Here is a 21,324-nt window from a genome sequence, read left to right on the forward strand (position 1 = left end):
GAGACGAGGATAATTTGGCATTTGACAAGTGCACGCTGTTGAGTTCTCAAGGATCAGACGCTCCCCCGACCCAGCCTAACGACCAGGCCCGAAGGGCAACTTCTCTATCTTATCCGTGCCGTTCAGCTTGTCAAATCGACGCGCCGAGCGGCTCGGAACCAGAGGTGATGAAGCGAAGCTTTAGAGCTTCGAGACAACTTCTCTAGCTTATCCGTTTCGCGGTGGCTGTCAAATCGGCGCTTTCGAATCGAAGATCCGCTGCGCAGCCGGTGACTGCGTACCACGAGGTGGATCCCCCATCCTAGACGCGAACGTCCGGACTCTCAAGACTGAGAAGGAATCAGGGGTGGTTCTCCACTTGAGGGGGGTGAGGCTCTCGGCCTTTCCGCTTCCCTGTGGGGCGAACAAGTAATAACTTACGCGGGATCCAGGGGTCGGGCAAATCCAGGCGATCCCATGGCGTGTCGCGCCGGATTCCGCGGGTTCACGGCATCCGATCCGCTCCCCCGTCCGCGCATACGCCGGCCTGCACGGATACGACGAAGGGCCCCCGCCGCAGCGGAGGCCCTTCGAAGAAGCGAGTCGTCGACTCAGATGGCGTTGACATCCAGCGGGATGCCGGGGCCGAACGTCGTCGACACCGCACCCTTCTGGATGTAGCGGCCCTTCGAGCTCGACGGCTTCAGGCGGACGATCTCCTCGAGCGCTGCACCGATGTTCTCGTTGAGCTGCTCGGTGGTGAACGACGCCTTGCCGACGACGAAGTGCACGTTCGCGTGCTTGTCGACGCGGAACTCGATTTTTCCGCCCTTGATGTCCTCGACGGCCTTGGCCGGGTTCGGGGTCACCGTACCCGTCTTCGGGTTCGGCATGAGACCGCGGGGTCCCAGCACCTTACCGAGTCGACCGACCTGTCCCATGAGCTCAGGGGTCGAGACGGCTGCGTCGAAGCCGGTCCAACCGGCGGCGACACGCTCGATGAGCTCGGCGCCGCCGACCTCATCCGCGCCAGCGGCGATCGCAGCCTCGGCCGCGGGGCCGGTGGCGAACACGATGACGCGAGCGGTCTTACCGGTACCGTGCGGCAGGATGACGGTGCCGCGCACCATCTGGTCCGCCTTGCGGGGGTCGACCGAGAGCTTCAGCGCGACCTCGACCGTGGAGTCGAACTTCGCGGAGCCGGTCTCCTTCGCCAGGGCGACAGCCTCAGCGGGAGTGTAGAAACGGTCTGCCTCGATCTTCTCGACGGCAGCCTTGTAAGCCTTGGACTTCGTAGCCATGATTATTCTCCTCAGCCCTCGACCGTGATGCCCATGGAGCGGGCGGTGCCGGCGATGATCTTCGAGGCGGCCTCGATGTCGTTCGCGTTGAGGTCAGCCTGCTTGGTCTCGGCGATCTGACGGACCTGGTCCTTCGTGATCTTGCCGACCTTGACCGTGTGCGGCGTGGCCGAACCCTTGGGAAGGCCGGCGGCCTTCTTGATGAGCTCCGCAGCCGGCGGGGTCTTCAGGACGAACGTGAAGCTGCGGTCCTCGTAGACGGTGATCTCCACGGGGATGACGTTGCCGCGCTGCGACTCGGTCGCGGCGTTGTACGCCTTGCAGAACTCCATGATGTTGACGCCATGCTGACCGAGCGCGGGGCCGATCGGCGGCGCCGGGTTGGCTGCACCGGCGTTGATCTGAAGCTTGATCAGGCCGGTCACCTTCTTCTTCGGTGCCATTCTCTTTCCTTTCATCGAATCGGATGCCGAGGCATCCGCTTCTCCCACGGACCCGGCATCTCCGGATCGTGGTCGTCCGTGCGCGCCGAAGCGGAGCACAAACCAGCCAAGTCTACCTGATCAGACCTGATGCCGTGCTCACCCGGCATCGGGGGCACAGATGCACGACCTGGGAACACCTGCACGATCGAAAAGCGGTTTCTGCTCCGGCATCCGTTCCCGGGTCGTGCAGGTGTACCCGGAACGGGGCCCGGAAACGAGAACGGCCGCCCCGAAGGGGACGGCCGGTCTCGACAGGCTCAGCGAGCCAGGAAGTGTCAGATCATCTTGGTGACCTGGTCGAACGACAGCTCGACCGGGGTCTCGCGCTCGAAGAGGGAGACGAGCACCGTGAGCTTGCCGCTCTCGGGCTTGATCTCGCTGATCGAACCGGGCAGACCCGCGAACGAGCCTTCCTTGATCGTGATGGTCTCGCCGACCTCGAAGTCGACCTCGGCCGCAACAGGGCGTGCCACGGCGACGCCGCCCTTGGACTGGACGTTCTTCGCGGTGGGGAGATCCTTGACCTCGACGAGCGACTTCAACATGTTGAAGGCCTCTTCGAAGCGCAGCGGCGTCGGGTTGTGGGCGTTGCCCACGAAGCCGGTGACGCCGGGGGTGTGGCGGACGACGGACCAGGTGTCCTCGTTGAGCTCCATGCGCACCAGCACGTAGCCGGGGATGCGCACGCGGGTGACCATCTTGCGCTGGCCGTTCTTGATCTCGACGACGTCCTCCATCGGGACCTCGACCTGGTAGATGTCGTCCTCGACCTCGAGCGACGACTTGCGCTGCTCGATGTTGGCCTTCACCTTGCGCTCGAAGCCGGCGTAGGAGTGGATGACGTACCACTTGCCCGGCAGCATCCGCAGGTCGAGACGGAACTCCTCGTACGGGTCGGCCTCATCGTCGGACTCGGCGGAAGCCGACTCGTCGTCGCCGTTCACGTCCGGTCCGTCGTACGGCGTGACCTCGTCGGCCACTGCTGCTTCGCGGTCTGCGACCTCTTCGGCCGTCGAATCGTTCAGGACCTCAGCGGCAGCCTCGGACTCGGCCGCTTCGTCCAGGTTGAGAGCGTCGTTCACGATCGCGTCCGCCTCCGGGTCGTCGATGTCGATGTCGTCATCCGTGTCGTCCTCTTCGTCTTCATCGCCCTCGACGTGCAGGGCGACGTGCTCGGCCGGGGCGACGGAAAGCTCTTCAGCGGAGAGGACATTGCCCTCCTGCGCCTCGTCGTCCTCGCTGGACTGCTCCGCTGCGGTCGCCCAGTCGGCGTCGTCGGAATATCGTTCAGACACGTTAATTCTTTCCATTCACTGCGGCGTGAGCCGCGGGATTGGGGCTCTTACTGCGGAACCCCGAAGACCTGCGCCGTCAGCCACGAGAAGACAGTGTCCAGGCCGTAGACGAAGGCCATGACGATCACCACGAAGACGAGGACGACAAGGGTGAACTTGACCAGCTCTTTGCGGGTCGGAGTGACGACCTTGCGGAGCTCACCGATGACCTGACGGAAGAACAGCGCGATGCGGCCGAAGAAGCCGAGCTTCTTGACACTCGCTGCGCCGCCTGCCGCGACGACTTCGCCGCGCGGTTCGTCCTGATCCATCCTGAATGTACCTTTCGTGTGCCAGCGTGGCGCTGACGCGCAGGGCGGACAGGAATCGAACCTGCAACCTGCGGTTTTGGAGACCGCTGCTCTGCCAATTGAGCTACCGCCCTAGAGACCATGTGGCCCCTGGATCCGCATCGCCTCTGCACCCTCGGGCACAGCGAAACAATGCAGACAACTGCCTCACCAGTGTAGGGCATCCGGCGGGCCCGGGCGAACCGAGCCCTGCCTGTTAGGCTCGTCAGTCGGTCGAGGGAGGGCGCTTTGCACGGGGAGATCCAGCAGTTCCAGGTCGATCTGCGGGGGGTCGTGGATCTGCTCAGCAGGCACATCTACTCCAGTCCGCGGGTGTATCTGCGCGAGCTCCTCCAGAACGCACGCGACGCCATCACCGCGCGCTCCGAGGTCGATGGATCGGGCGGTACGATCCGCATCACGCCGCTCACCGAGGCATCCGGCGAGTTCGTCCTGCGCGACGACGGCGTCGGGCTGAACGCCACGGAGGTCGCCGAGCTCCTCGCCACCGTCGGACGCAGCTCGAAGCGCGACATCTTCGATCTTCCGCGCAGCGACTACCTCGGCCAGTTCGGCATCGGGCTGCTCAGCTGCTTCATGGTCGCCGACACCATCGTGATCCGCTCGCGCAGCGCCCGCGGCGGCGCGAGCGTCGAGTGGACCGGCAGCGCGGACGGCACCTTCCAGGTCGCGGAGCTCGCCGAAGAGCTCCCGATCGGCACCAGCGTGCACCTCATCCCCCGCTTCGACGCCGACGATCTGCTGCGCCCGGACGCCGTGCGCGAACTCGCGACGACGTTCGGCGAGTTCCTGCCGGTGCGGGTCGTGCTCGAGACGGCCTCCGGCGACGTGGACATCACACGCCGCGCCCCGTTCCTCGACGCGCGGAGCGATCCGGATGCCGCGGTGCAGTACGGCCGCGACCTGCTCGGGTCCTCTCCGCTGGACGTCATCGAACTGGCCGAGCCGGCGACAGGCACGGTGGGCCTCGCGTACGTGCTCCCCTTCGCTCCCCCACCCGGATCCCGCCAGGCGACCCGGATGTATCTCGGCCGGATGCTGCTCGCCGAGCGCGTCGTCGATGTGCTGCCCGACTGGGCGTTCTTCGTCAGGGCCGTCGTCGACTCCACGGCGCTCGCGCCGACCGCGAGCCGCGAGTCGCTGGTCGAGGATGCTGCGCTGGAGCGGGTCCGCGAGCAGCTCGGCGCCGGCATCCGCCGCTGGATCCTCGAGCTGGGGCTCCGCGAACCGCACCGGCTGGCGCAGTTCGTCGCGATCCACGAGGTCGGCCTGAAGTCGCTGGTCCGCCACGACGAGGAGCTCGCCGCCTTCATCACGCGATGGCTGACCGTCGAGACCACGCATGGCAGCATCCGCATCGGCGATCTCGTCGAGCGCTTCACGCACGTGCGCTTCGCACAGACCGTGGACGAGTTCCGCCAGGTCGCCGGCATCTCGCCGAGCGCGGAGGTGCTCGTCAACGGCGGCTACCTGTACGACGCCGACCTCATCCGGATGCTCCCCGAGCTTTATCCGCACGTCACCGTCGAGAACGTCAATGTCACGGGCGAGCTCGATCGCCTCGACCCGCCGCCGCTGGACGACCGCGCGGCAGCCGTGGCGCTGGAGGATCGGGCGGGCGCCGTGCTCGCGGCATCCGATTGCGCCGTCGTCGTCCGCGCGATCGACCGGCCAGAGCTCCCCGGCCTGTACGTCGCCGACCCCGAGGTGCTCCGCGCACTGGACCGCCACCGGACGAAGGGGATCACCGGAGCGCTGTGGGGCGGCGTGCTCGCACGCATCGACGACACGCTGTCAGCCGGCCGCGACGACGACCTGAGCGCGCGGCTCTGCCTGAACTGGTCGAACCGCGTGGTGCGCTCGCTCACCGGCGTCCTCGACGACGCCGTGTTCTCGCGTACCGTGCAGCTGCTCTACGTCCAGGCGCTGCTGGCCGGCCACCATCCGCTGTCCGATGCGGATCGCACCCTCATGACGACCGCACTCGCGGATCTCGTCTCCCTCTCCGCCGGGATCGACGTCGACACGATCGACGACGTCCACTGAACGACCGCCACCGCAGAAGGAATCCCATGGCTCGTCCCCAGAAGCAGTTCCAGCAGCTCATCGAGGAGATCGACGCCACCCCGTGGGGGCCGGCCGAGCAGGCGCTGGTCGCGCAGGCGGTCGCTCTCGCGCAGGAGATCGGCGATGACCGTCTGGAGTACCAGGCGAGGATGCGCCAGACCGCTTCGGCGAACATGGGCGGCGCGACCGACGTCATGCTGAACTCCTTCGCCTGGTGCCTGGCACGCCACGACGCGGATCCGGCGCGCTTCCCGGCCGACATCGACAACGGCGGCGCCGACCTGATGTGGCAGTTCAAGTGGATGGCCTCGGCGCTGCGGTCCTCCCCCGCGTTCGCGCAGGAGCAGATCACCGCCGTCCTCGACGACATGGAGGCCCACTACCGCAAGGCCGGTCTCGGCATGAGCGGTGTGCTCACGGCCCGCTTCGAGGACGCCTGGGATGCCGGCCGCATCGCGGATGCCGAGCAGCTGCGCGTGCAGCTCGAGGCGACTCCGCGCGACGAGCACAGCCACTGCGACGCCTGCAGCCGCAGCCAGGTGGCCGGGTTCTTCGTCGATACCGATCGGGACGCCGAGGCGATCCGCCTGGTCGAGGAGATGATCGAAGGCGGCTTCTCCTGTGGAGAGGAGCCGGAGCACGCCCTTTCGCGCGTTCTGCTGCCGTATCTGCGCGCCGACAGGTCCGACGAGGCCAAGACGGCCCATCTGCGCAGCTACCGCCTCGCGAAGGACAACCCGGACAACCTCACGATCGTCGCGAACAACATCGTCTTCTGTGCCGTCAGCGGCAACGAGGCCCGTGCCCTGTCGCTCGTCGAGCGGCACCTGGGCTGGCTCGGACACGACGGCCTGAACGTGGATGCCCATTTCACGGCGCTCGGCGCATTCGCGTTCGCGCTGGATCGGGTCACGGCGGCCGGCCACGGCGAGACGCCCGTGCGCGGTGCGGACTCCGCGGCCCTGCAGTCCTTCTTCGGCCCGCATGACGGCGTGTGGACGGCATCCGCTCTGGCGAACGCGTGCTGGGCGGCCGCCGAGCGCATCGGAGCGGAGTTCGACGCCCGCGACGGCGGCGACGCGCACGCCGAGAGACTGCGTCGCCTGCGCGGCCTGGCGAGCGCGCGCTTCGATGTCCCGATCCGGTCCGATGCCTTCGTCGAGCCGGTCTCGACAGCGTTCCCCGCCGATGCCGACGCGTGGTTCGATCGCGTGGTCGAACTCGCCGACTACGGCGCAGAACAGGAGACCCTGGCCGCACTGCCGCATGCCTTCGGCGTGACGGATGCCGAGAAGCAGGCGCGCCTGCAGTCCATCCGCATCGCCGTGCTCGTGGCCGGCGACCGCCTGGATGAGGCGCGCGCGCTGCTGCCGGAGCGCGTTTCCGCGCTGCGCACCGCGGGCGACGATGCGCAGGCCGACCTCGAGGAGCGTCTGGAGCTCGCCACGTTCGGCGACGCGTCGCCCGAGGCGGCGGCCGCGCTGGATCGTGCGCTGGCCGATGACGCAGCGCTGCCGCCGCGGTCGCGCGGCGATCTGGCGATCAGCCGGGCTTCGCTGCATCTGAAGGAGGGCGAGTACGACGCCGTGCTGGATCTCGCGGAGCGCGCGCATCGCGGATTCGCGGATGCCGCCGACACGCGCCACGTGCACTCCACGAGCCTGCTCGCGGTGTTCGCACTGCTGCAGAGCGAGCGCCTCGACCGGGCCCTCGGACATCTGGACCGCCTGCTCATCGAGGACGACCTCGGTGCGGGGCACCGCGCCAGGGCGCTCGAGATCCGCGGTCGCATCCGCGGTGGGCAGGGCGACTTCTCCGCCGGAGCAGCCGACGCCGATGAGGCGTGCCGCACTCTCGCCGGAATCGGCGCCGACAGCGCACTGGCCGCGTCCCACATGCTCGCCGGCGCCCTCTGGGAGGACGGCGGCGACGCCGAGAAGGCGGTCAATCGCTACCGCACCGCCGCTCACCTCGTCGGCCGCGAGGGCGGTGACCTGTCCGGCATCGACTTCCGCCTCGCTCGAGCCATGCTCTCGGCCGGGGACGCTGCCGAAGCCGCCGAGCTCTTCGGTGATGTGCTGCGCCGCGAGGAGGAGGCCGACGTCCCTGAGGGGTCGCGTGCCATGACGGTGATGATGCTCGCCCGCTCGCTCGCCTCCTCCGGAGAGTTCGGCCAGGCGGTCGGCGCTTTCGGATACGCGGCTGAGCTGTACGGCGCCGCTGAGGAAGGACCCGACCAGGCGCTCGCGCTCAGCCAGCAGGCCAGGATCCTCGCCCGATTCGAGGAGCACGAGGACGCGATCGAGCTGCTGGAGACGGCGGCCGAGATCGTCCGGCGGACTCCGGATGCCGCCGGCGCCGTCACCGAGGTGCTGCACGACCTCGCACAGGCGTACGCCGGGCAGCAGGACGAGCGCGCGTTCGCGCTCCTGGACGAGGTCGCCGCCCTCGCGACGCAGCACGATGCTGGGTGGTTGCTCGCCGATGTCACGGATTCCCGTGCGCGTGCCTTCGCGGGCCTCGGTCGGGTGGACGAGGCCGTGGCCGCCGCGCTGACGGCGGCGGACGGATTCCTGACCCTCGGGGATGCCGGAGCGGCCGGCGGTTCGGAGCTCTTCGCCGCGCGCATTCTCGCCGGGAACGATCGCGGAGGCGACGCGGTCGCGATCTACCGCACCGTGCTCGAACACGCAGCGGAGATCCCGCCGCTGCGCCAGGTCGCTGCTCTCGAGCTCGGCGACGTCCTGGAGGCGCTCGGTCGAGCAGCCGAGGCCGCCGAGGCACGGGCGATCGCGGAGGCATGAGCGCCCCGGCTGAGGGCTCCGACCGACCCGGACCCGCGTAGCTGTCGCAACACGAAAGGCCGGGCATCCCGATGCGGATGCCCGGCCTTTCTGCGCGAGGCGCTCAGCCCATCGGAATGACCGCGTACAGCAGCCAGGTGAGCAGGAAGCCCGCCACGCCGAGCACGGTGGTCAGCGGCGTCCAGGTGCGCAGCCCGTCCTTCACCGAGAGTCCGAGGTAGCGGGTGACGACCCAGAAGCCGGAGTCGTTCACGTGGCTGAGGCCGAGCGCCCCGTAGCCGATCGCGATGGCGACGAGGGCGATGTGGACCGTGTCCAGTCCGAGCACGGCGACCGTGGGCAGCAGGAGTCCGGCCGTGGTCGTGATGGCGACCGTCGCCGATCCCTGCGCTGCGCGCATGATCAGCGAGATGAGGAACGCGGCCAGGAGCAGCGGCATCCCTGTCCCCGCGAGCACCTCGGCGACGGCGCCGCCGATTCCGGTCTCGGTGAGGATGCGCCCGAAGGCACCGCCGGCGCCGGTGATCAGGATGATGACGGCGGCGCTCGGGAGCGCGGACTCCATCACCTCGCCGAGCTTGGCGCCGGACCACCCTCGGCGCACGCCGAGCAGGAACATGGCTGCAGCGATCGCGACCATCAGGGCGAAGATCGGCTGGCCGATCATCGACAGGAAGCCGTTCCAGAACGTGCCGGCCTCGAATGCCGGCGCCACGGTCGTGCCCAGCATGATGAGCACGAGCGGCAGCAGGATGATCGTCAGCACGGTGTACGCGCTCGGCGCCTTCTCGCCCTTCGCGAGGCCGGCGTTCGGCGACGTCTCGTCCGTCCCGAAGCGCTCGAACATCTCCTTGGTCGCCTCGATCATCGCGAACTCGCGACGGTTGACGACCTTCGACACCAGGTAGGAGAGCACGGCGAGCGGGATGGAGATGAGCAGCGAGAAGATCAGCACCCATCCGATGTCGGCGCCGAGGATGGTCGAGCCGCCGACGATCCCGGGGTGCGGCGGGACCGCCACGTGCACGGCCAGCATGATGCCGGCCACCGGAAGGCCGAACTTGATCGGGTTGAGCCCTGCGATCTTCGAGAAGGCGAAGATGATCGGCACCAGGATGATGAAGCCCGCATCGAAGAACACCGGGATGGCGAGGATGCCGGCGGCCGCGACGAGGGCGATGCCGACGCGCTTCGGTCCGAGCCACGACGTGAACTTGCCGGCCAGCGACTCGGCGCCGCCGGAGAGCTCGATGATCTTGCCGAGCATCGAGCCCAGCGCCACGAGCACGGCGACGGAGCCGAGTGTGCCGCCGACCCCGGCGATGATCGCCTGGATGATCCCGAGCTGCTCCGGGGAGGTCTCGGTGGCGGGGATGGTCGTCATCGGAAGTCCGGCCGCGAGGCCGACCACGATGGACACCAGGATGAGGGCGTAGAACGCCTGCATCTTGAAGCGGATGATCAGCAGGAGGAGCAGGGCGAGCCCCGCCACCCCGATCGCGATCAGGGCGGGAAGAGGGAGCGTCATCGGATCTCTTCTTTCCGGCGCACGCGCGCCGTGTCGTTCGTGGTCAGGACAGTCGTTCGGGAGCGATCACGCGGATCACGGCGGAGTCGTCGTTCGCGCCGAGGCCCTGGGCCTCGCCGAGCAGGAACAGCTGCTCTGCGGCGGCGGCGACCGGCGTCGACAGGTGAGCGCGGCGCGCTGCGTCGCCGACGATGCCGAGGTCCTTGACGAAGATGTCCAGGCGGCTGAGCACCTCTGCGCCGTCCTCGTCGTAGGCCTGCAGCGAGCGCGGACCGCGGTTGCCGAGCATGAACGAGTTCGCAGCCCCAGCCGTGAGCGCCTCCAGGGTCTTCTCGCGATCGAGTCCGAGCGCGTCCGCGAGCGCGAGCGCCTCGGCGGCGGCGGCGATGTGCACACCGCACAGCAGCTGGTTCACGGTCTTCAGCGCCTGGCCGTCGCCGGGGCGGTCCCCGACGATCGACAGGGTCGAAGCCAGCTGCTCGAGCAGCGGTCGTGCGATCGCGAGCGCGTCAGGGGTCGCCCCGACAACGATCAGCAGGTCGCCCTCGCCCGCACGGACCGGTCCACCGGACAGCGGGGCATCCACGAGGTGCACGCCACGCGCGGACAGGCGCTCGGCGATGTCGGCGATGCCCTCGGTGCCGACGGTGCTGGTGAGGATCACGACGGACCCGTCTGCGAGGTGCGGCGCCAGGCCGCTCTCGCCGAAGAGCAGGTCATCCAGTTGTGCGCCCGTGCGCACGGCGACGAGCACGGCCTGTGCACCGGCAACGGCCTCGGCGGCGGATGCAGCAGGAACGACACCCTGCTCGGAGGCGAGGGCGACGCGCTCTGCGGCGATGTCGAACCCGCGGACGGTGAAGCGCTCGGCGAGCCGGGTGGCCATGGGCAGTCCCATGGCTCCGAGCCCGATGGCGGCGACGGTGGTGGTCATCTCAGTCCTTTCGAGGGATCGGCCAGCGTCGCGACGACGCGGGCGAGGGAATCCGCGACGCCGACGTTGCCGGCGAAGACGATGTAGGGGATGCCGACGGCGGGGCCGGTCTCCGGCTGCCACAGTGAGACGATGCCGGGGAGCATCGGTCCGAGAACGGTCGCGCGACGGATCTCGAGCGCCTCGCTGGCGACGTCGCTCGAGGTGATGCCGCCCTTCGCAATGACGAAGCGCGGCGGGGCGGCCGCCAGCACCTTGCGGACCAGTTCGACGACACCGCTGGAGACCTGCCTGGCGATCTCGAGGCTCGCCTCGCCGCTCGCGCCCGTGACCAGCTCGCGCGTGGTGTGGACGATGACTGTGCCGGATTCCAGCGCCTCAGCGACCGCCTGCGTCCGCTCGGCCAGGTGCGCCTCGCGTCGGTCGTCGATCAGGCTGCGGACGTCGAGCTCGATCGTCGCGGTGTCCGGGCGTGCACGACGCAGCTCCTCGAGCTGCTGGGTGGTGAGCGGAACGTGGCTTCCGACGACGACCAGTCCGCCGCGGCTGTTCGCGAACGGGATGTCCTCGGCACGGACGGGCTCTGCGATCTCCTGCCCGATGTGGGCGCGCACGTAGGGCGGGCCCACGCGGAGCAGCGCCCCTCTTCCACCGAGGCTGTTCAGCGCGAGCGCGACGACGCGCATGTCGGATTCCTCGACCACGTCGACGGCGACGACGGTGCCGGCCGGCAGTGCGCGCAGGAAGGAGGCGACGGCGTCGACGCCCGAGCGGATAATGCCGAGCGTGAGCGCCGCGACGTCCTCGGCGGCGATGCGTCCTCCGGTCTTCTCCGCCACCCAATCGCGCAGATCCGAGGAGACGAAGCCGAAGGTGGCGTCCTGCGCGAACGCGGTCTCGCCGACCGGGGTCGCCTCGCCGTCCGTCACCCAGTAGTGCACGGAGTCGACGGTAATGCGGCCGGCCTCGGGAAACGCGGGGACGAGAAGCGTCAGCTCGGGCGCTGCGCCTCCGTGGGCGGCGATCTCGGCAGCCAGCACATCGGTCTCCAGCGGGAAGTGTCCGCGCAGAGTCGAGTCGCTGCGCGAGACGAAGGTGACCTGACGCCCTGCAGCCTCAGCCGCGGCGAGCGCGACCGCGACGATCTCGCGGTTGCGGCTGGTCGCCGTGTCCTCGTCGAGCGAACGCGTGTTCGTCAGGACGTAGACCGCAGCGGATCCCGTGGCGAACGCGCCGTCGAGGTCTTCGCGCTCCCACCGCGTGAGCACCGGCAGGTGTGCGACGGACTGGGTGCCTGTGGGGTCGTCGTCGAGGACGACGAGAACGCTCCGCGGATCACGGGCAGCGGCTACGGCGGCCGCGTCGATGTCCACGGGGTCGGGCAGTGGCGCGAGCAGCGCGTCGATGTGCACGGGAACTCCTTTGTCCAGAGAGATATCCGATATCAGATAACGACCATACGCCGCGTTCCGCGGGAAGGCAAACCGCTGGCTGTAGGCACGCGGCCGTGCTCGGGCGATCGCGCCCGTCAGGCGCCCTGCACGTAGTGCAGCAGGTCCTCGCGGGTCTGGCGCATATGGCTCGCCATCGCCTCGCGGGCCCCATCGGCCGATCGGGTCCGCATGGCGGCGAGCACCGCGGCATGCTCCACCAGGGCGTGCTCCCTGATCTCGAACACCGCGCTGGTCTCGCTGCGGGACTCCTGCAGCAGCGCCGTCAGAGGGCGCACCGAGGCCACCAGGATGCGGTTGTCCGCCGCCTGGAAGATGATGTCGTGGAAGGCGAGGTCGCCATCGACGAACCCAGGAACGTCTCCATTGGCGTGTGCCGAAAGCATCCGTTCGAGAGCGTCCTCGAGAGCCGTCAGGTGCTCATCCGTGCACCGTGGTGCGGCGAGCTCAGCGGCGCCGGTCTCGAACATGACGCGCATGTCGAGCAGATCGAGTGCCGCTCGTCTGCGCGCCCCGCCGCTGCGCGAGTGGCGGACGACCGCCTCGAGACCGGTCCACTCGTCGACGGGCGCGATGCGATGCCTGCTCCCAGGAACGGGGACGATCACGCCCTGCGCCTGAAGAAGCCGGACCCCCTCGCGCAGGGTGAGCCGCGAAACGCCCAGGGCGTCGGCGAGCTCGCCTTCCGCGGGCAGCGGCTCACCGGCGACGAGCCGCCCGGCGATGATCTCGTCGAGCAGCCCGTCGACCACCGACTGGGTGCGCGTGACGCGCTCAGGCCGCACGGCGCGCCTCGACAAGGAGATGGCACATGCTTCAACGGTAGCGCGGCGCCGGGCCGGCGGGTCTCACGCGATGCGGACGAGCTTCTTGTTGACGAACTCGTCGGCGGCGAGCAGACCCAGTTCGCGCGAGGTGCCGCTGCGCTTCACACCGCCGAACGGCAACTCCGGACTGTCGGCGAGCACGAGGTTGACGTAGACCATGCCGGCCTCGATCGCATCCGCGACGCGTTCGGCCTGCTCGGCATCCGTCGTGAAGACGTAGGAGCCGAGGCCGAACGAGGTGTCGTTCGCCAGGGCGACCGCGGCGTCCTCGTCCGCGACGCGATAGACGACACCCGCTGGGCCGAACAGCTCCTCGCGGTAGACGTCCATGTCGTCCGTCACATCGGCGAGCAGGGTCGGTGCGAAGAACGCGCCGTCCCGCGTGCCGCCGGTGAGCAGCGTTGCCCCCTGCGCGATCGCGGTGTCGACCTGCTCCTGCAGGCGCTCGGCCGCGGCGAGCGACGACAGCGGACCCAGCACCGTGTCCTCCTGCGTCGGATCAGCCGCGGTGATCGCCGCCAGTGCGGCGGTGAACTTCGCAGCGAAGTCGTCGTACAGGCCGTCGACCACGATGAACCGCTTGGCGCCGTTGCAGGACTGGCCGTTGTTGTCGATGCGCGCGTCAACGGCCGCCTGCACCACGGCATCCAGATCGTCCGTCGAGAGCACGATGAACGGATCGGAGCCGCCGAGCTCGAGCGCGACCTTCTTGAGGTGCCGGCCGGCGACCTCCGCGACCGCGGCGCCTGCACGCTCCGAGCCCGTGATCGAGACGCCCTGCACTCGAGGGTCGGCGATCATCGTCGCCGCCTGCTCGTTCGTGGCGTAGACGTTGACGTATCCGCCGTCCGGGAGCCCGGCGTCCGCGTAGATCCGCTCCAGGAAGGCAGCCGACTCCGGGCACTGCGGCGCGTGCTTGAGGATGATCGTGTTGCCGTTCGCGAGGTTCGGGGCGGCGAAGCGCGCCACCTGGTACGCGGGGAAATTCCACGGCATGATGCCCAGCAGCGCACCCAGGGGCGCCCGGCGGATGACCGCCGTGCCCTCCCCCAGGATCTGCAGCGGCTGATCGGCCGTGATGGTCTCGATGTTGTCGGCGTAGAACTCGACGATGTCGGCCGCGAAGTCGACCTCGCCGACGGCGGCGGCGATCGGCTTCCCCATCTCGCGCACCATGATCGCGGCGAACTCGTCGCGGCGCTCGCGGTGCAGCTCGGCGATGCGGCGGATCACGGCGGCGCGCTCGGCCGGCGGTGTCGCACCCCAGGTCTTCGCCGCCCCGGCGGCGCGGGCCACGGCATCCTCGATCTGCGCATCGGTGGCGGTGTCGTACTCGGCGACGGTCTCGCCGGTGGCCGGGTTGGTGACGGCGTACTCGGTCATGGTGCGTCCTCTCAGTTCGGGATCAACGTGTACTTCGTGGACAGGTACTCGTGGATGCCCTCGAGACCGCCCTCGCGGCCGACACCCGACTGCTTGACTCCGCCGAACGGAGCGGCGGCGTTCGAGACGACGCCCACGTTCAGGCCCATCATGCCGGTCTCCAGCGCGTCGATCATGCGATGCCCTCGGGCGAGATCCTCCGTGAACACGTACGAGACCAGTCCGTACTCGGTGTCGTTGGCGAGCCGGACCCCCTCCTCCTCGGTGTCGAAGGTCGCGATCGCCAGCACGGGTCCGAAGATCTCCTCGCGGAGGATGTCGCTGCCCGCCGCCACATCGGTGATCACGGTCGGCTCGTAGAAGGTCCCGGTGCCGTCGATCGCGTTGCCGCCGGCGAGGACGCGGGCGCCGCGCGAGACGGCATCGCCGACGAGTTCGGATGCCTTCGCGACGGCATCCGCATCGATGAGCGGGCCGATCGCCACGCCCTCTTCGGTACCGCGGCCGATCTTCATCGCCCTGACGCGCTCGGCGACCCGATCGGCGAACTCCTCGGCCACGGCCGAGTGCACGATGAAGCGGTTCGCCGCCGTGCAGGCCTGGCCGATGTTGCGGAACTTCGCCGCCATCGCACCGTCGACCGCCTTGTCGAGATCGGCATCCTCGAAGACGACGAAGGGGGCGTTGCCGCCGAGCTCCATCGACACGCGCAGCACGCCCTCCGCCGCCTGGGCGATGAGCTTGCGGCCGACCTCGGTCGAACCGGTGAACGACAGCTTGCGCAGCCGTGGATCCGCGATGATCGGCGCCGACACCTTCGACGACGACGAGGTCTGCACGACGTTGACGACGCCGGCGGGCAGCCCCGCCTCCTCGAGCAGCTTCACGAAGAACATCGTGGTGAGCGGCGTCAGCGCCGGCGGCTTGATCACGACCGTGCACCCGGCGGCGAGCGCCGGTGCGATCTTGCGGGTCGCCATCGCGAACGGGAAGTTCCACGGGGTGATGAAGAACGACGGCCCCACTGGACGCTGCGAGACGACCATGCGGCCCGTGCCCTCCGGGTTGATGCCGTAGCGGCCCGAGATGCGCACGGCCTCCTCACTGAACCACCGGAGGAACTCGCCGCCGTACACGACCTCTCCCCTGGCCTCGGCGAGCGGCTTGCCCATCTCGAGCGTCATGAGCAGCGCGAGATCCTCCTTGTGCACCTGCACGAGGTCGAACGCCCGGCGCAGGATATCGCTGCGGGTCCGCGGCGGGGTCTCGGCCCAGGACTCCTGAGCGGCGACCGCGGCATCCAGGGCTCGGATGCCGTCCTCCGGCGTCGCGTCGGCGACCTGGCGGATCACGGTGTTCGTGGCGGGGTCGTGCACGTCGAAGGTGCGGCCGCCCGCGGCATCCTGCCAGGTCCCATCGATGTAGAGCCCAGCGGGAACGCTGTCGAGCAGCGTCTGCTCCTCCGTGGTGAGGGAAGCGGTCATCATCATCTCTCTTTCGTAGCTCGTCAGTGGGGGTCAGCGGCGGCGCGCGCTCGGCGGCGCGTCCATCGCGAGGGTCTCGCCGCGGAAGAACTCGGGACGACGGATGGCGTTCCAGATCATGATCACGCTGCCGACCCCGATGATGCTCACACCGAGGACGAACACGAGTCCGACGCCGCCGACGCTCGAGCCGCTGCCGTAGCCGGGGTCGATCGAGTCGATCAGCGTCGTCACGAACAGCACAGCGAGGATCGCTCCGCCGACGAGCGGGAACAGCAGTGTGAAGAAGAAACTGCGCGCCGAGTCGAACCACTGCTTGCGGAAGTACCAGACGCAGGCGAACGCGGTGAGCCCGTAATAGAAGCAGATCATCATGCCCAGGGACAGGATCGTGTCGGTGAGCACGTTCTCGCTCACCAGGCGCATGACCGCGTAGAAGACGCTCGCGACGACGGCCGACACGATCGTGGCGTAGCCGGGGGTGAAGAACCGCGGGCTGACGCGGGCGAACGTCTTCGGCAGCGCGCCGTAGTGCCCCATCGCGAGCAGCGTCCTGGCCGGACCGACGGCCGTCGACTGCAGCGACGCGGCCGAGCTCGACAGCACGGCGAGCGAGACGAGGAACGCGAGCGGTCCGAGCACGGGATCGGAGAGGGCGAAGAACACGTTCGCCGAGATCCCCTCGTTCGCGAGCCCCAGGTCGCCCGTGCCGACGCCGGCGAACATCATCAGCCCGATCGAGATCAGCAGGTACAGGCTGACGACCACGACGACGGTGACCAGTGCCGCCCGACCGGGGGTCTTCTCCGGGTTCTTGGTCTCCTCGTTCATGGTGAGCACGACGTCCCAGCCCCAGAAGATGAAGATCGACAGCGAGAGGCCGGCGGCGAAGGCGCTGAACGTGGGCACCTCGAGCGGGTTGAACCACGACCATGAGAACGCGGTGGGGTCCGGCGCATCGCCCTGCACCGCCTTGACGATCGCGACGACCGCGAAGACGACGAGGACCGCCACCTGGAAGCCGACCAGGACGTACTGGAACTTCTGCGTCGTCTGCATGTCGCGGTACGACACGAGCGTGGCGCCCAGCATGAACAGCAGACAGACGGCGACGTTGATGAAAGGGTTGAAGGCGAGGTCCGCGATCGCGGCGTTGCCGCTGAGCTGAGCGATCAGCAGGAACAGGAACTCGACAGCGATGCCCGCGAGGTTCGACAGCACGATCACGGTCGCCGCGATCAGCCCCCAGCCGGTCATCCAGCCGATCCACGGCCCGAATGCCCGCACGCCCCACGTGAAGGATGTGCCGGAATCCGGCATCACCCTGTTGAGTTCGCGGTAGCCGAACGCCGTCAGCAGCATCGGGATGAAGCCGACCAGGATGATGGCGGGGACTTGAGTGCCGACCTCGGCGACGGTCGGTCCGAGTGATGCGGTGAGGGTGTATGCGGGGGCGATCGTGGAGACGCCGATGACGACCGCGCCGATCACGCCGACGGCGCCGGCGCGCAGACCCTTCTGCGAGATGCCTGTCGTGACGGTGGATTCGGGCCCCATCGCCCGACCGGTGCTGGTCATCAGCGGTCTCCTGCTTCAGCGCGCGTGCGCGGTACGACGATCATGGGTACGGGCAGCTCGTGCAGCATCTTCGCCGCCGTCGAGCCGAGGAACAGCCGCCGCGGCTGCGCGAGCCGTGATGAACCGACCAGGATGACCTCGCCGGGGAGCCAGGACAGGTGTGCGACGGCATCCTCGACGCTGTCGCCGGCCGCCTGCTCGATCGTGGTCGACACTCTGCCGGGGACGGCGGCGGCCGCCGTCTCCAGCACCGACTCGGCATGCCCGTCCTGGACGACGCGGATCGCCGCGGTGTCGAGCCCGGGGGGGACGTCGAACGGCATCAGCGACACGAGCCGCAGCGGGACATCCGCATCGGTCGCGAGGGCAGCAGCCTCTTCCAGCAGGACATCGGCCCCAGGCCGGATGCCGACGGCAGCCGTCACCCGCGTCATCACGTGGTCGTCTCGCTGCGAGAAGCCGGTCGGGGCGAGCGCGACCGGGGTGGTCGATGAGTGCAGCAGCTCGGAGGCGACGCTGCCCAGTCGATGACGCCCGAGCAATCCGCCGCCGGCGGCGCCGACGACGATCACGCGCGCATCGAACTCCTCGCCGGCGGCGACGAGGCCGGCGGCGAACGACTCGGCGAAGCGGACGTGACCGGTGCGGGCGAGGTCGGCGGGCAGCGTCGCCGCGGCATCCGAGAGCCACTGCCTGGCCTGATTCCTGATGTGGTCGGCGTACGCGCGCTCCGGCGCGACTGCCGCGTTGCGGGTACCCTCGTTCGGCAGCACCATCACGAGGTGCACGCGCGCGCCGAGGCTGCGCGCGAGCCGGGCGCCGAGCGCCACGGCATCCGCTCCGGCATCCGTCGCCGTGTAGCCGATGACGATCGCGCCGGCCATCAGCCGACCTCGCTCGCGGCGCGGCCGGCGTCGACGATGTTCGCCGCCACCAGGTGACCCATGCGGATCGCGCCGTCGACGTGCTGGTATCCGGCGCCGGCCATGTCGCTGCAGGCGAAGTGGATCGGCCCGACCGGAGTGCGCAAGTCCGCACCGTAGCGGTGCAGTCCGCCGAGGTCGAAGCTCGCGGCGTACGCGCCGCGCGTCCACTCCTCACTCCCCCAGTCGCTCTCGTAGTAGACGACGGGGTTCATGGCCTCTGGGCCGTAGTAGTGCGAGAGCGACTCGAGGATGCGCTCCTTTCGGTCCTCGGCGCTGAGCTCGAACACGCCGTCCGCGTTGCGGTCGGACACGAAGCCGACGAGCGTTCCTCGCTCGTCGCCGTGGTTCGTGTTGTCGTAGGCCTCGTGCGACAGCTCGTACGGGCTGAACGCGGTTCCGCTGAGCCCGGCCTCGCGCCAGAACGGCCGTTCGTACACCGCGTGCACCTTGATCACGAAGCCCATCGACAGGTGCTGGTGCAGCTGGTGCTGACGCCGCGGCATGGGCGGGACGAAGGAGATGCGGTTGTACAGGATCGGCGCGTGGGCCAGGATCGCGAACCGTGCGCGGACGGTGTGCTCCTCGGTCGTCGCGACGACGAAGCCCGAGCCGGACCCGGTCGACGGGCCCCACTCGAGGCTCCGCACCGGCTGGTTCAGCAGCACGTCGTCGCCGAGCCGCTCCGCCAGCAGCAGCGGCACCTGCTGCAGACCGCCGACGACGCGCTTGTCGAGGATGAAGTCGGCGTCGACCAGGTTCGAGTACGACCCGGCGGATGCCGCCATGAGCAGCGACTGCAGCAGCGAGAACGCGTGCGTCGGCTTGGTGAGCATCGCGGATCCGGTGGCGAAGGCGAGGTTACGGATGGCCTCGTCGTCGTCGGTCTGCGCGCGCAGCCAGGCATCCCACGAGATCTCATCCCACTCCTGCGCGTTCGGATGCTCCCAGGGCTTGTCGGGATCGATCTCCGCGACCATCGCGTCCAGGCGCTCGGTGATCTCGGCGATCACGCGCTCGGTCTCGGCGGCGACCGGGAACATCTCGCCGGTGAAGCGGCGCGCGACGCCGTCCGGTCCGACGTAGACGCTGTCGCCCTCGCGGTAGCGGCTGAAGGTCTCGAGCCCCAGTTCGGCGATCGTGTCGATCAGCGCTTCCTGGTCCGGCGAGACCCACTGGCCGCCGATCTCCAGCATCGCGGAGTCGATCACGTCGGTCCACAGGCGCCCGCCGACGCGGTCGCGCGCTTCCAGGACGGCGACCGAGAGCCCCGCCTTGCGCAGATCGTTGGCGGCAGTGAGTCCGGCGGCTCCGGCACCGATGACGACGACGTCGCGTGAGATCTCGGCCATGAGGGCTGCTCCTTCGTTGGTTGCGTGAGGTGGTGCGTCTTCGGATGCTGCGGTGGGTGCGGCTGCGTCGTGCAGGCAGTCGCCGGCCGCGACTCGAAATCCCCCGATCCGAGCCGCGACCGGACGTTCTAGGAGGCCGGTGCGTTGGCGGCCAGCACCTCGGCGATGATGTCGAGGCCCTCGTTCAGCAGGTCGTCGCCGATCGAGAGCGGCGGCAGGAATCGGATGACGTTGCCGTAGGTGCCGCACGTGAGCACGATGACCCCCTGCGCGATCGCGCCCTTCGCCACGGCGGCGGTGAGCGCGGCATCCGGAGCACCGGTCTGCGGATCCACGAACTCGGCGGCGATCATCGCCCCGTGGCCGCGGACGTCGCCGATGCGCGCGTCGCTCTGCTGGATCGCGGTGAGGCGGCTGGTGAGGAGCACTCCGATCTCACGGGCGCGCTCGATGACGCCGTCGTTCTCGAAGACATCGATCGCGGCGAGCGCTGCGGCGCAGGCGATCGGGTTGCCGCCGTACGTGCCGCCCAGACCGCCGGCGTGCGAGGCATCCATGATCTCGGCGCGGCCGGTGACGGCCGCGAGCGGAAGGCCGCCGGCGATGCCCTTGGCGGTCGTGATCATGTCCGGTTCGATGCCGAACAGCTCGCTCGCGAACATCGCTCCGGTGCGCGCGAAGCCGGTCTGCACCTCGTCGGCGATGAAGACGACGCCGTTCGCGCGGCACCAGTCGACGATCGCCGGCAGGAAGCCGTCTGCGGGGACGATGAATCCGCCCTCGCCCTGGATCGGCTCGATGATGACGGCTGCGAGGTTGTCGGCGCCGATCTGCTTCTCGAGCTGCCGGATGGCGCGGGCTGCCGCCTCGGCGCCCGAGAGTCCGTCGCGGAACGGGTACGACGCGGCGGCGCGGTAGACCTCGGGGGCGAAGGGGCCGAAGCCGCTCTTGTACGGCATGGACTTCGCCGTCAGAGCCATGGTCAGGTTGGTGCGGCCGTGGTAGCCGTGGTCGAAGGCGACGACGGCCTGGCGACCGGTGTGCTTGCGGGCGATCTTGATCGCGTTCTCGACCGCTTCGGCGCCCGAATTGAACAGCGCGGTCTTCTTCGCGAAGCCGCCAGGGGTCAGCCGGTTCAGAGCCTCGGCGACCTCGATGTACGACTCGTACGGCGAGATCATGAAGCAGGTGTGCGTGAACTGCGCGGCCTGCGCCGCGACCGCAGCGGCGATCTTCGGATGCGCGTTGCCGACCGTGGTCACCGCGATGCCGCTGCCCAGGTCGATGAGGGAGTTGCCGTCGACGTCGACGACGACTCCCCCACCCGCGGCGACGGCGGCCACCGGGATCGTGTGGCTGATGCCGGCGGACACGGCATCCGCTTTGCGCGCGAGGATCGCAGCCGACTTCGGCCCGGGCAGCTCAGTGGCGAGCCGACGCTCCTGCGGGAGTTCGGGCCCGCCGAGAGGAGGGGCAACGGGTGCGGTCTCGAGAAGTGCCATGCGGCGAGCGTAGGCCGGTGCGCACACCGCGCGCACTCGCCCGAATGTACAATCTGTTCGAGGAGTTCGCCCATACGTACA

General features: G+C 69.0%; 16 protein-coding genes and 1 tRNA gene. 2 read left to right on the forward strand and 15 right to left on the reverse strand.

Annotated elements, in window-relative coordinates; genetic code table 11:
- Window positions 1-590: 590 nt before the first annotated feature.
- The 5 genes from rplA to ACWAT3_RS15820 all read right to left on the reverse strand — a co-directional run bounded on the left by rplA (window position 591) and on the right by ACWAT3_RS15820 (window position 3,484).
- Window positions 591-1,280, reverse strand: a complete 690-nt coding sequence (rplA, locus tag ACWAT3_RS15800) for a 50S ribosomal protein L1 (protein ID WP_460799950.1) — start codon at window positions 1,278-1,280, stop codon at window positions 591-593.
- A gap of 11 nt (window positions 1,281-1,291) precedes the next feature.
- On the reverse strand, window positions 1,292-1,723 hold the full coding sequence (gene rplK, locus ACWAT3_RS15805; protein WP_460782437.1) for a 50S ribosomal protein L11: 432 nt from the start codon (window positions 1,721-1,723) through the stop codon (window positions 1,292-1,294).
- Between the two features lie 317 nt (window positions 1,724-2,040).
- Window positions 2,041-3,060, reverse strand: coding sequence for a transcription termination/antitermination protein NusG (gene nusG, locus ACWAT3_RS15810; RefSeq protein WP_460799952.1), 1,020 nt, complete (start codon window positions 3,058-3,060; stop codon window positions 2,041-2,043).
- A 47-nt stretch (window positions 3,061-3,107) separates the two neighbouring features.
- A complete protein-coding gene (gene secE, locus ACWAT3_RS15815) occupies window positions 3,108-3,371 on the reverse strand; it encodes a preprotein translocase subunit SecE (protein WP_460799953.1) in 264 nt (87 codons plus the stop codon).
- 40 nt (window positions 3,372-3,411) lie between these two features.
- A tRNA-Trp gene (locus tag ACWAT3_RS15820) sits at window positions 3,412-3,484 on the reverse strand.
- Window positions 3,485-3,638: 154 nt separating this feature from the next.
- Here ACWAT3_RS15820 and ACWAT3_RS15825 point away from each other — a divergent pair.
- Window positions 3,639-5,456, forward strand: coding sequence for an HSP90 family protein (locus ACWAT3_RS15825; RefSeq protein ID WP_460799955.1), 1,818 nt, complete (start codon window positions 3,639-3,641; stop codon window positions 5,454-5,456).
- A gap of 26 nt (window positions 5,457-5,482) precedes the next feature.
- Window positions 5,483-8,281, forward strand: coding sequence for a hypothetical protein (locus ACWAT3_RS15830; protein ID WP_460799957.1), 2,799 nt, complete (start codon window positions 5,483-5,485; stop codon window positions 8,279-8,281).
- 103 nt (window positions 8,282-8,384) lie between these two features.
- Here the strand turns inward: ACWAT3_RS15830 and ACWAT3_RS15835 are convergent, their stop codons facing one another.
- The 10 genes from ACWAT3_RS15835 to gabT form a co-directional block, all read right to left on the reverse strand.
- Window positions 8,385-9,809 (reverse strand): GntP family transporter, encoded by a 1,425-nt coding sequence (locus ACWAT3_RS15835; protein WP_460799959.1) that lies wholly within the window; start codon window positions 9,807-9,809, stop codon window positions 8,385-8,387.
- 43 nt (window positions 9,810-9,852) lie between these two features.
- Window positions 9,853-10,743 (reverse strand): NAD(P)-dependent oxidoreductase, encoded by an 891-nt coding sequence (locus ACWAT3_RS15840; protein ID WP_460799961.1) that lies wholly within the window; start codon window positions 10,741-10,743, stop codon window positions 9,853-9,855.
- Entirely contained in the window at window positions 10,740-12,155 is a 1,416-nt protein-coding gene (locus tag ACWAT3_RS15845) for a four-carbon acid sugar kinase family protein (RefSeq protein WP_460799963.1), read from the reverse strand. The genes ACWAT3_RS15840 and ACWAT3_RS15845 overlap by 4 nt, the downstream gene beginning before the upstream one ends.
- Before the next feature lie 116 nt (window positions 12,156-12,271).
- Window positions 12,272-12,979 (reverse strand): FadR/GntR family transcriptional regulator, encoded by a 708-nt coding sequence (locus tag ACWAT3_RS15850; protein ID WP_460799965.1) that lies wholly within the window; start codon window positions 12,977-12,979, stop codon window positions 12,272-12,274.
- Window positions 12,980-13,042: 63 nt separating this feature from the next.
- A complete protein-coding gene (locus tag ACWAT3_RS15855) occupies window positions 13,043-14,404 on the reverse strand; it encodes an aldehyde dehydrogenase family protein (protein ID WP_460799967.1) in 1,362 nt (453 codons plus the stop codon).
- Window positions 14,405-14,415: 11 nt separating this feature from the next.
- Window positions 14,416-15,894 carry an NAD-dependent succinate-semialdehyde dehydrogenase gene (locus ACWAT3_RS15860; RefSeq protein WP_460799968.1) on the reverse strand — a complete coding sequence of 493 codons (1,479 nt, stop codon included), beginning with the start codon at window positions 15,892-15,894 and terminating at the stop codon, window positions 14,416-14,418.
- Between the two features lie 27 nt (window positions 15,895-15,921).
- Window positions 15,922-17,466 (reverse strand): APC family permease, encoded by a 1,545-nt coding sequence (locus tag ACWAT3_RS15865; RefSeq protein WP_460799970.1) that lies wholly within the window; start codon window positions 17,464-17,466, stop codon window positions 15,922-15,924.
- Complete coding sequence (locus ACWAT3_RS15870; RefSeq protein ID WP_460799972.1) at window positions 17,466-18,350, reverse strand: universal stress protein; 885 nt, start codon at window positions 18,348-18,350, stop codon at window positions 17,466-17,468. The genes ACWAT3_RS15865 and ACWAT3_RS15870 overlap by 1 nt, the downstream gene beginning before the upstream one ends.
- Window positions 18,350-19,741: a flavin monoamine oxidase family protein gene (locus ACWAT3_RS15875; protein WP_460799974.1), complete on the reverse strand. Its 1,392-nt coding sequence runs from the start codon at window positions 19,739-19,741 to the stop codon at window positions 18,350-18,352. Before ACWAT3_RS15875 ends, ACWAT3_RS15870 begins: the two co-directional genes overlap by 1 nt.
- Before the next feature lie 128 nt (window positions 19,742-19,869).
- The gene (gene gabT / locus ACWAT3_RS15880) at window positions 19,870-21,243 is read right to left on the reverse strand and encodes a 4-aminobutyrate--2-oxoglutarate transaminase (protein WP_460799975.1); all 1,374 of its coding nucleotides are present in this window, start codon (window positions 21,241-21,243) and stop codon (window positions 19,870-19,872) included.
- Window positions 21,244-21,324 lie beyond the last annotated feature (81 nt).

Source organism: Microbacterium sp. GXF0217, assembly GCF_054798195.1.

What these genes read in the sequence shown, in the direction of transcription:
- rplA (WP_460799950.1), bottom strand. Translation starts at nt 1,280, where the DNA reads ATGGCTACGAAGTCCAAGGCTTACAAGGCTGCCGTCGAGAAGATCGAG.
- rplK (WP_460782437.1), bottom strand. Translation starts at nt 1,723, where the DNA reads ATGGCACCGAAGAAGAAGGTGACCGGCCTGATCAAGCTTCAGATCAAC.
- secE (WP_460799953.1), bottom strand. Translation starts at nt 3,371, where the DNA reads ATGGATCAGGACGAACCGCGCGGCGAAGTCGTCGCGGCAGGCGGCGCA.
- ACWAT3_RS15830 (WP_460799957.1), top strand. Translation starts at nt 5,483, where the DNA reads ATGGCTCGTCCCCAGAAGCAGTTCCAGCAGCTCATCGAGGAGATCGAC.
- ACWAT3_RS15835 (WP_460799959.1), bottom strand. Translation starts at nt 9,809, where the DNA reads ATGACGCTCCCTCTTCCCGCCCTGATCGCGATCGGGGTGGCGGGGCTC.
- ACWAT3_RS15840 (WP_460799961.1), bottom strand. Translation starts at nt 10,743, where the DNA reads ATGACCACCACCGTCGCCGCCATCGGGCTCGGAGCCATGGGACTGCCC.
- ACWAT3_RS15855 (WP_460799967.1), bottom strand. Translation starts at nt 14,404, where the DNA reads ATGACCGAGTACGCCGTCACCAACCCGGCCACCGGCGAGACCGTCGCC.
- ACWAT3_RS15860 (WP_460799968.1), bottom strand. Translation starts at nt 15,894, where the DNA reads ATGATGATGACCGCTTCCCTCACCACGGAGGAGCAGACGCTGCTCGAC.
- ACWAT3_RS15865 (WP_460799970.1), bottom strand. Translation starts at nt 17,466, where the DNA reads ATGACCAGCACCGGTCGGGCGATGGGGCCCGAATCCACCGTCACGACA.
- ACWAT3_RS15870 (WP_460799972.1), bottom strand. Translation starts at nt 18,350, where the DNA reads ATGGCCGGCGCGATCGTCATCGGCTACACGGCGACGGATGCCGGAGCG.
- ACWAT3_RS15875 (WP_460799974.1), bottom strand. Translation starts at nt 19,741, where the DNA reads ATGGCCGAGATCTCACGCGACGTCGTCGTCATCGGTGCCGGAGCCGCC.
- gabT (WP_460799975.1), bottom strand. Translation starts at nt 21,243, where the DNA reads ATGGCACTTCTCGAGACCGCACCCGTTGCCCCTCCTCTCGGCGGGCCC.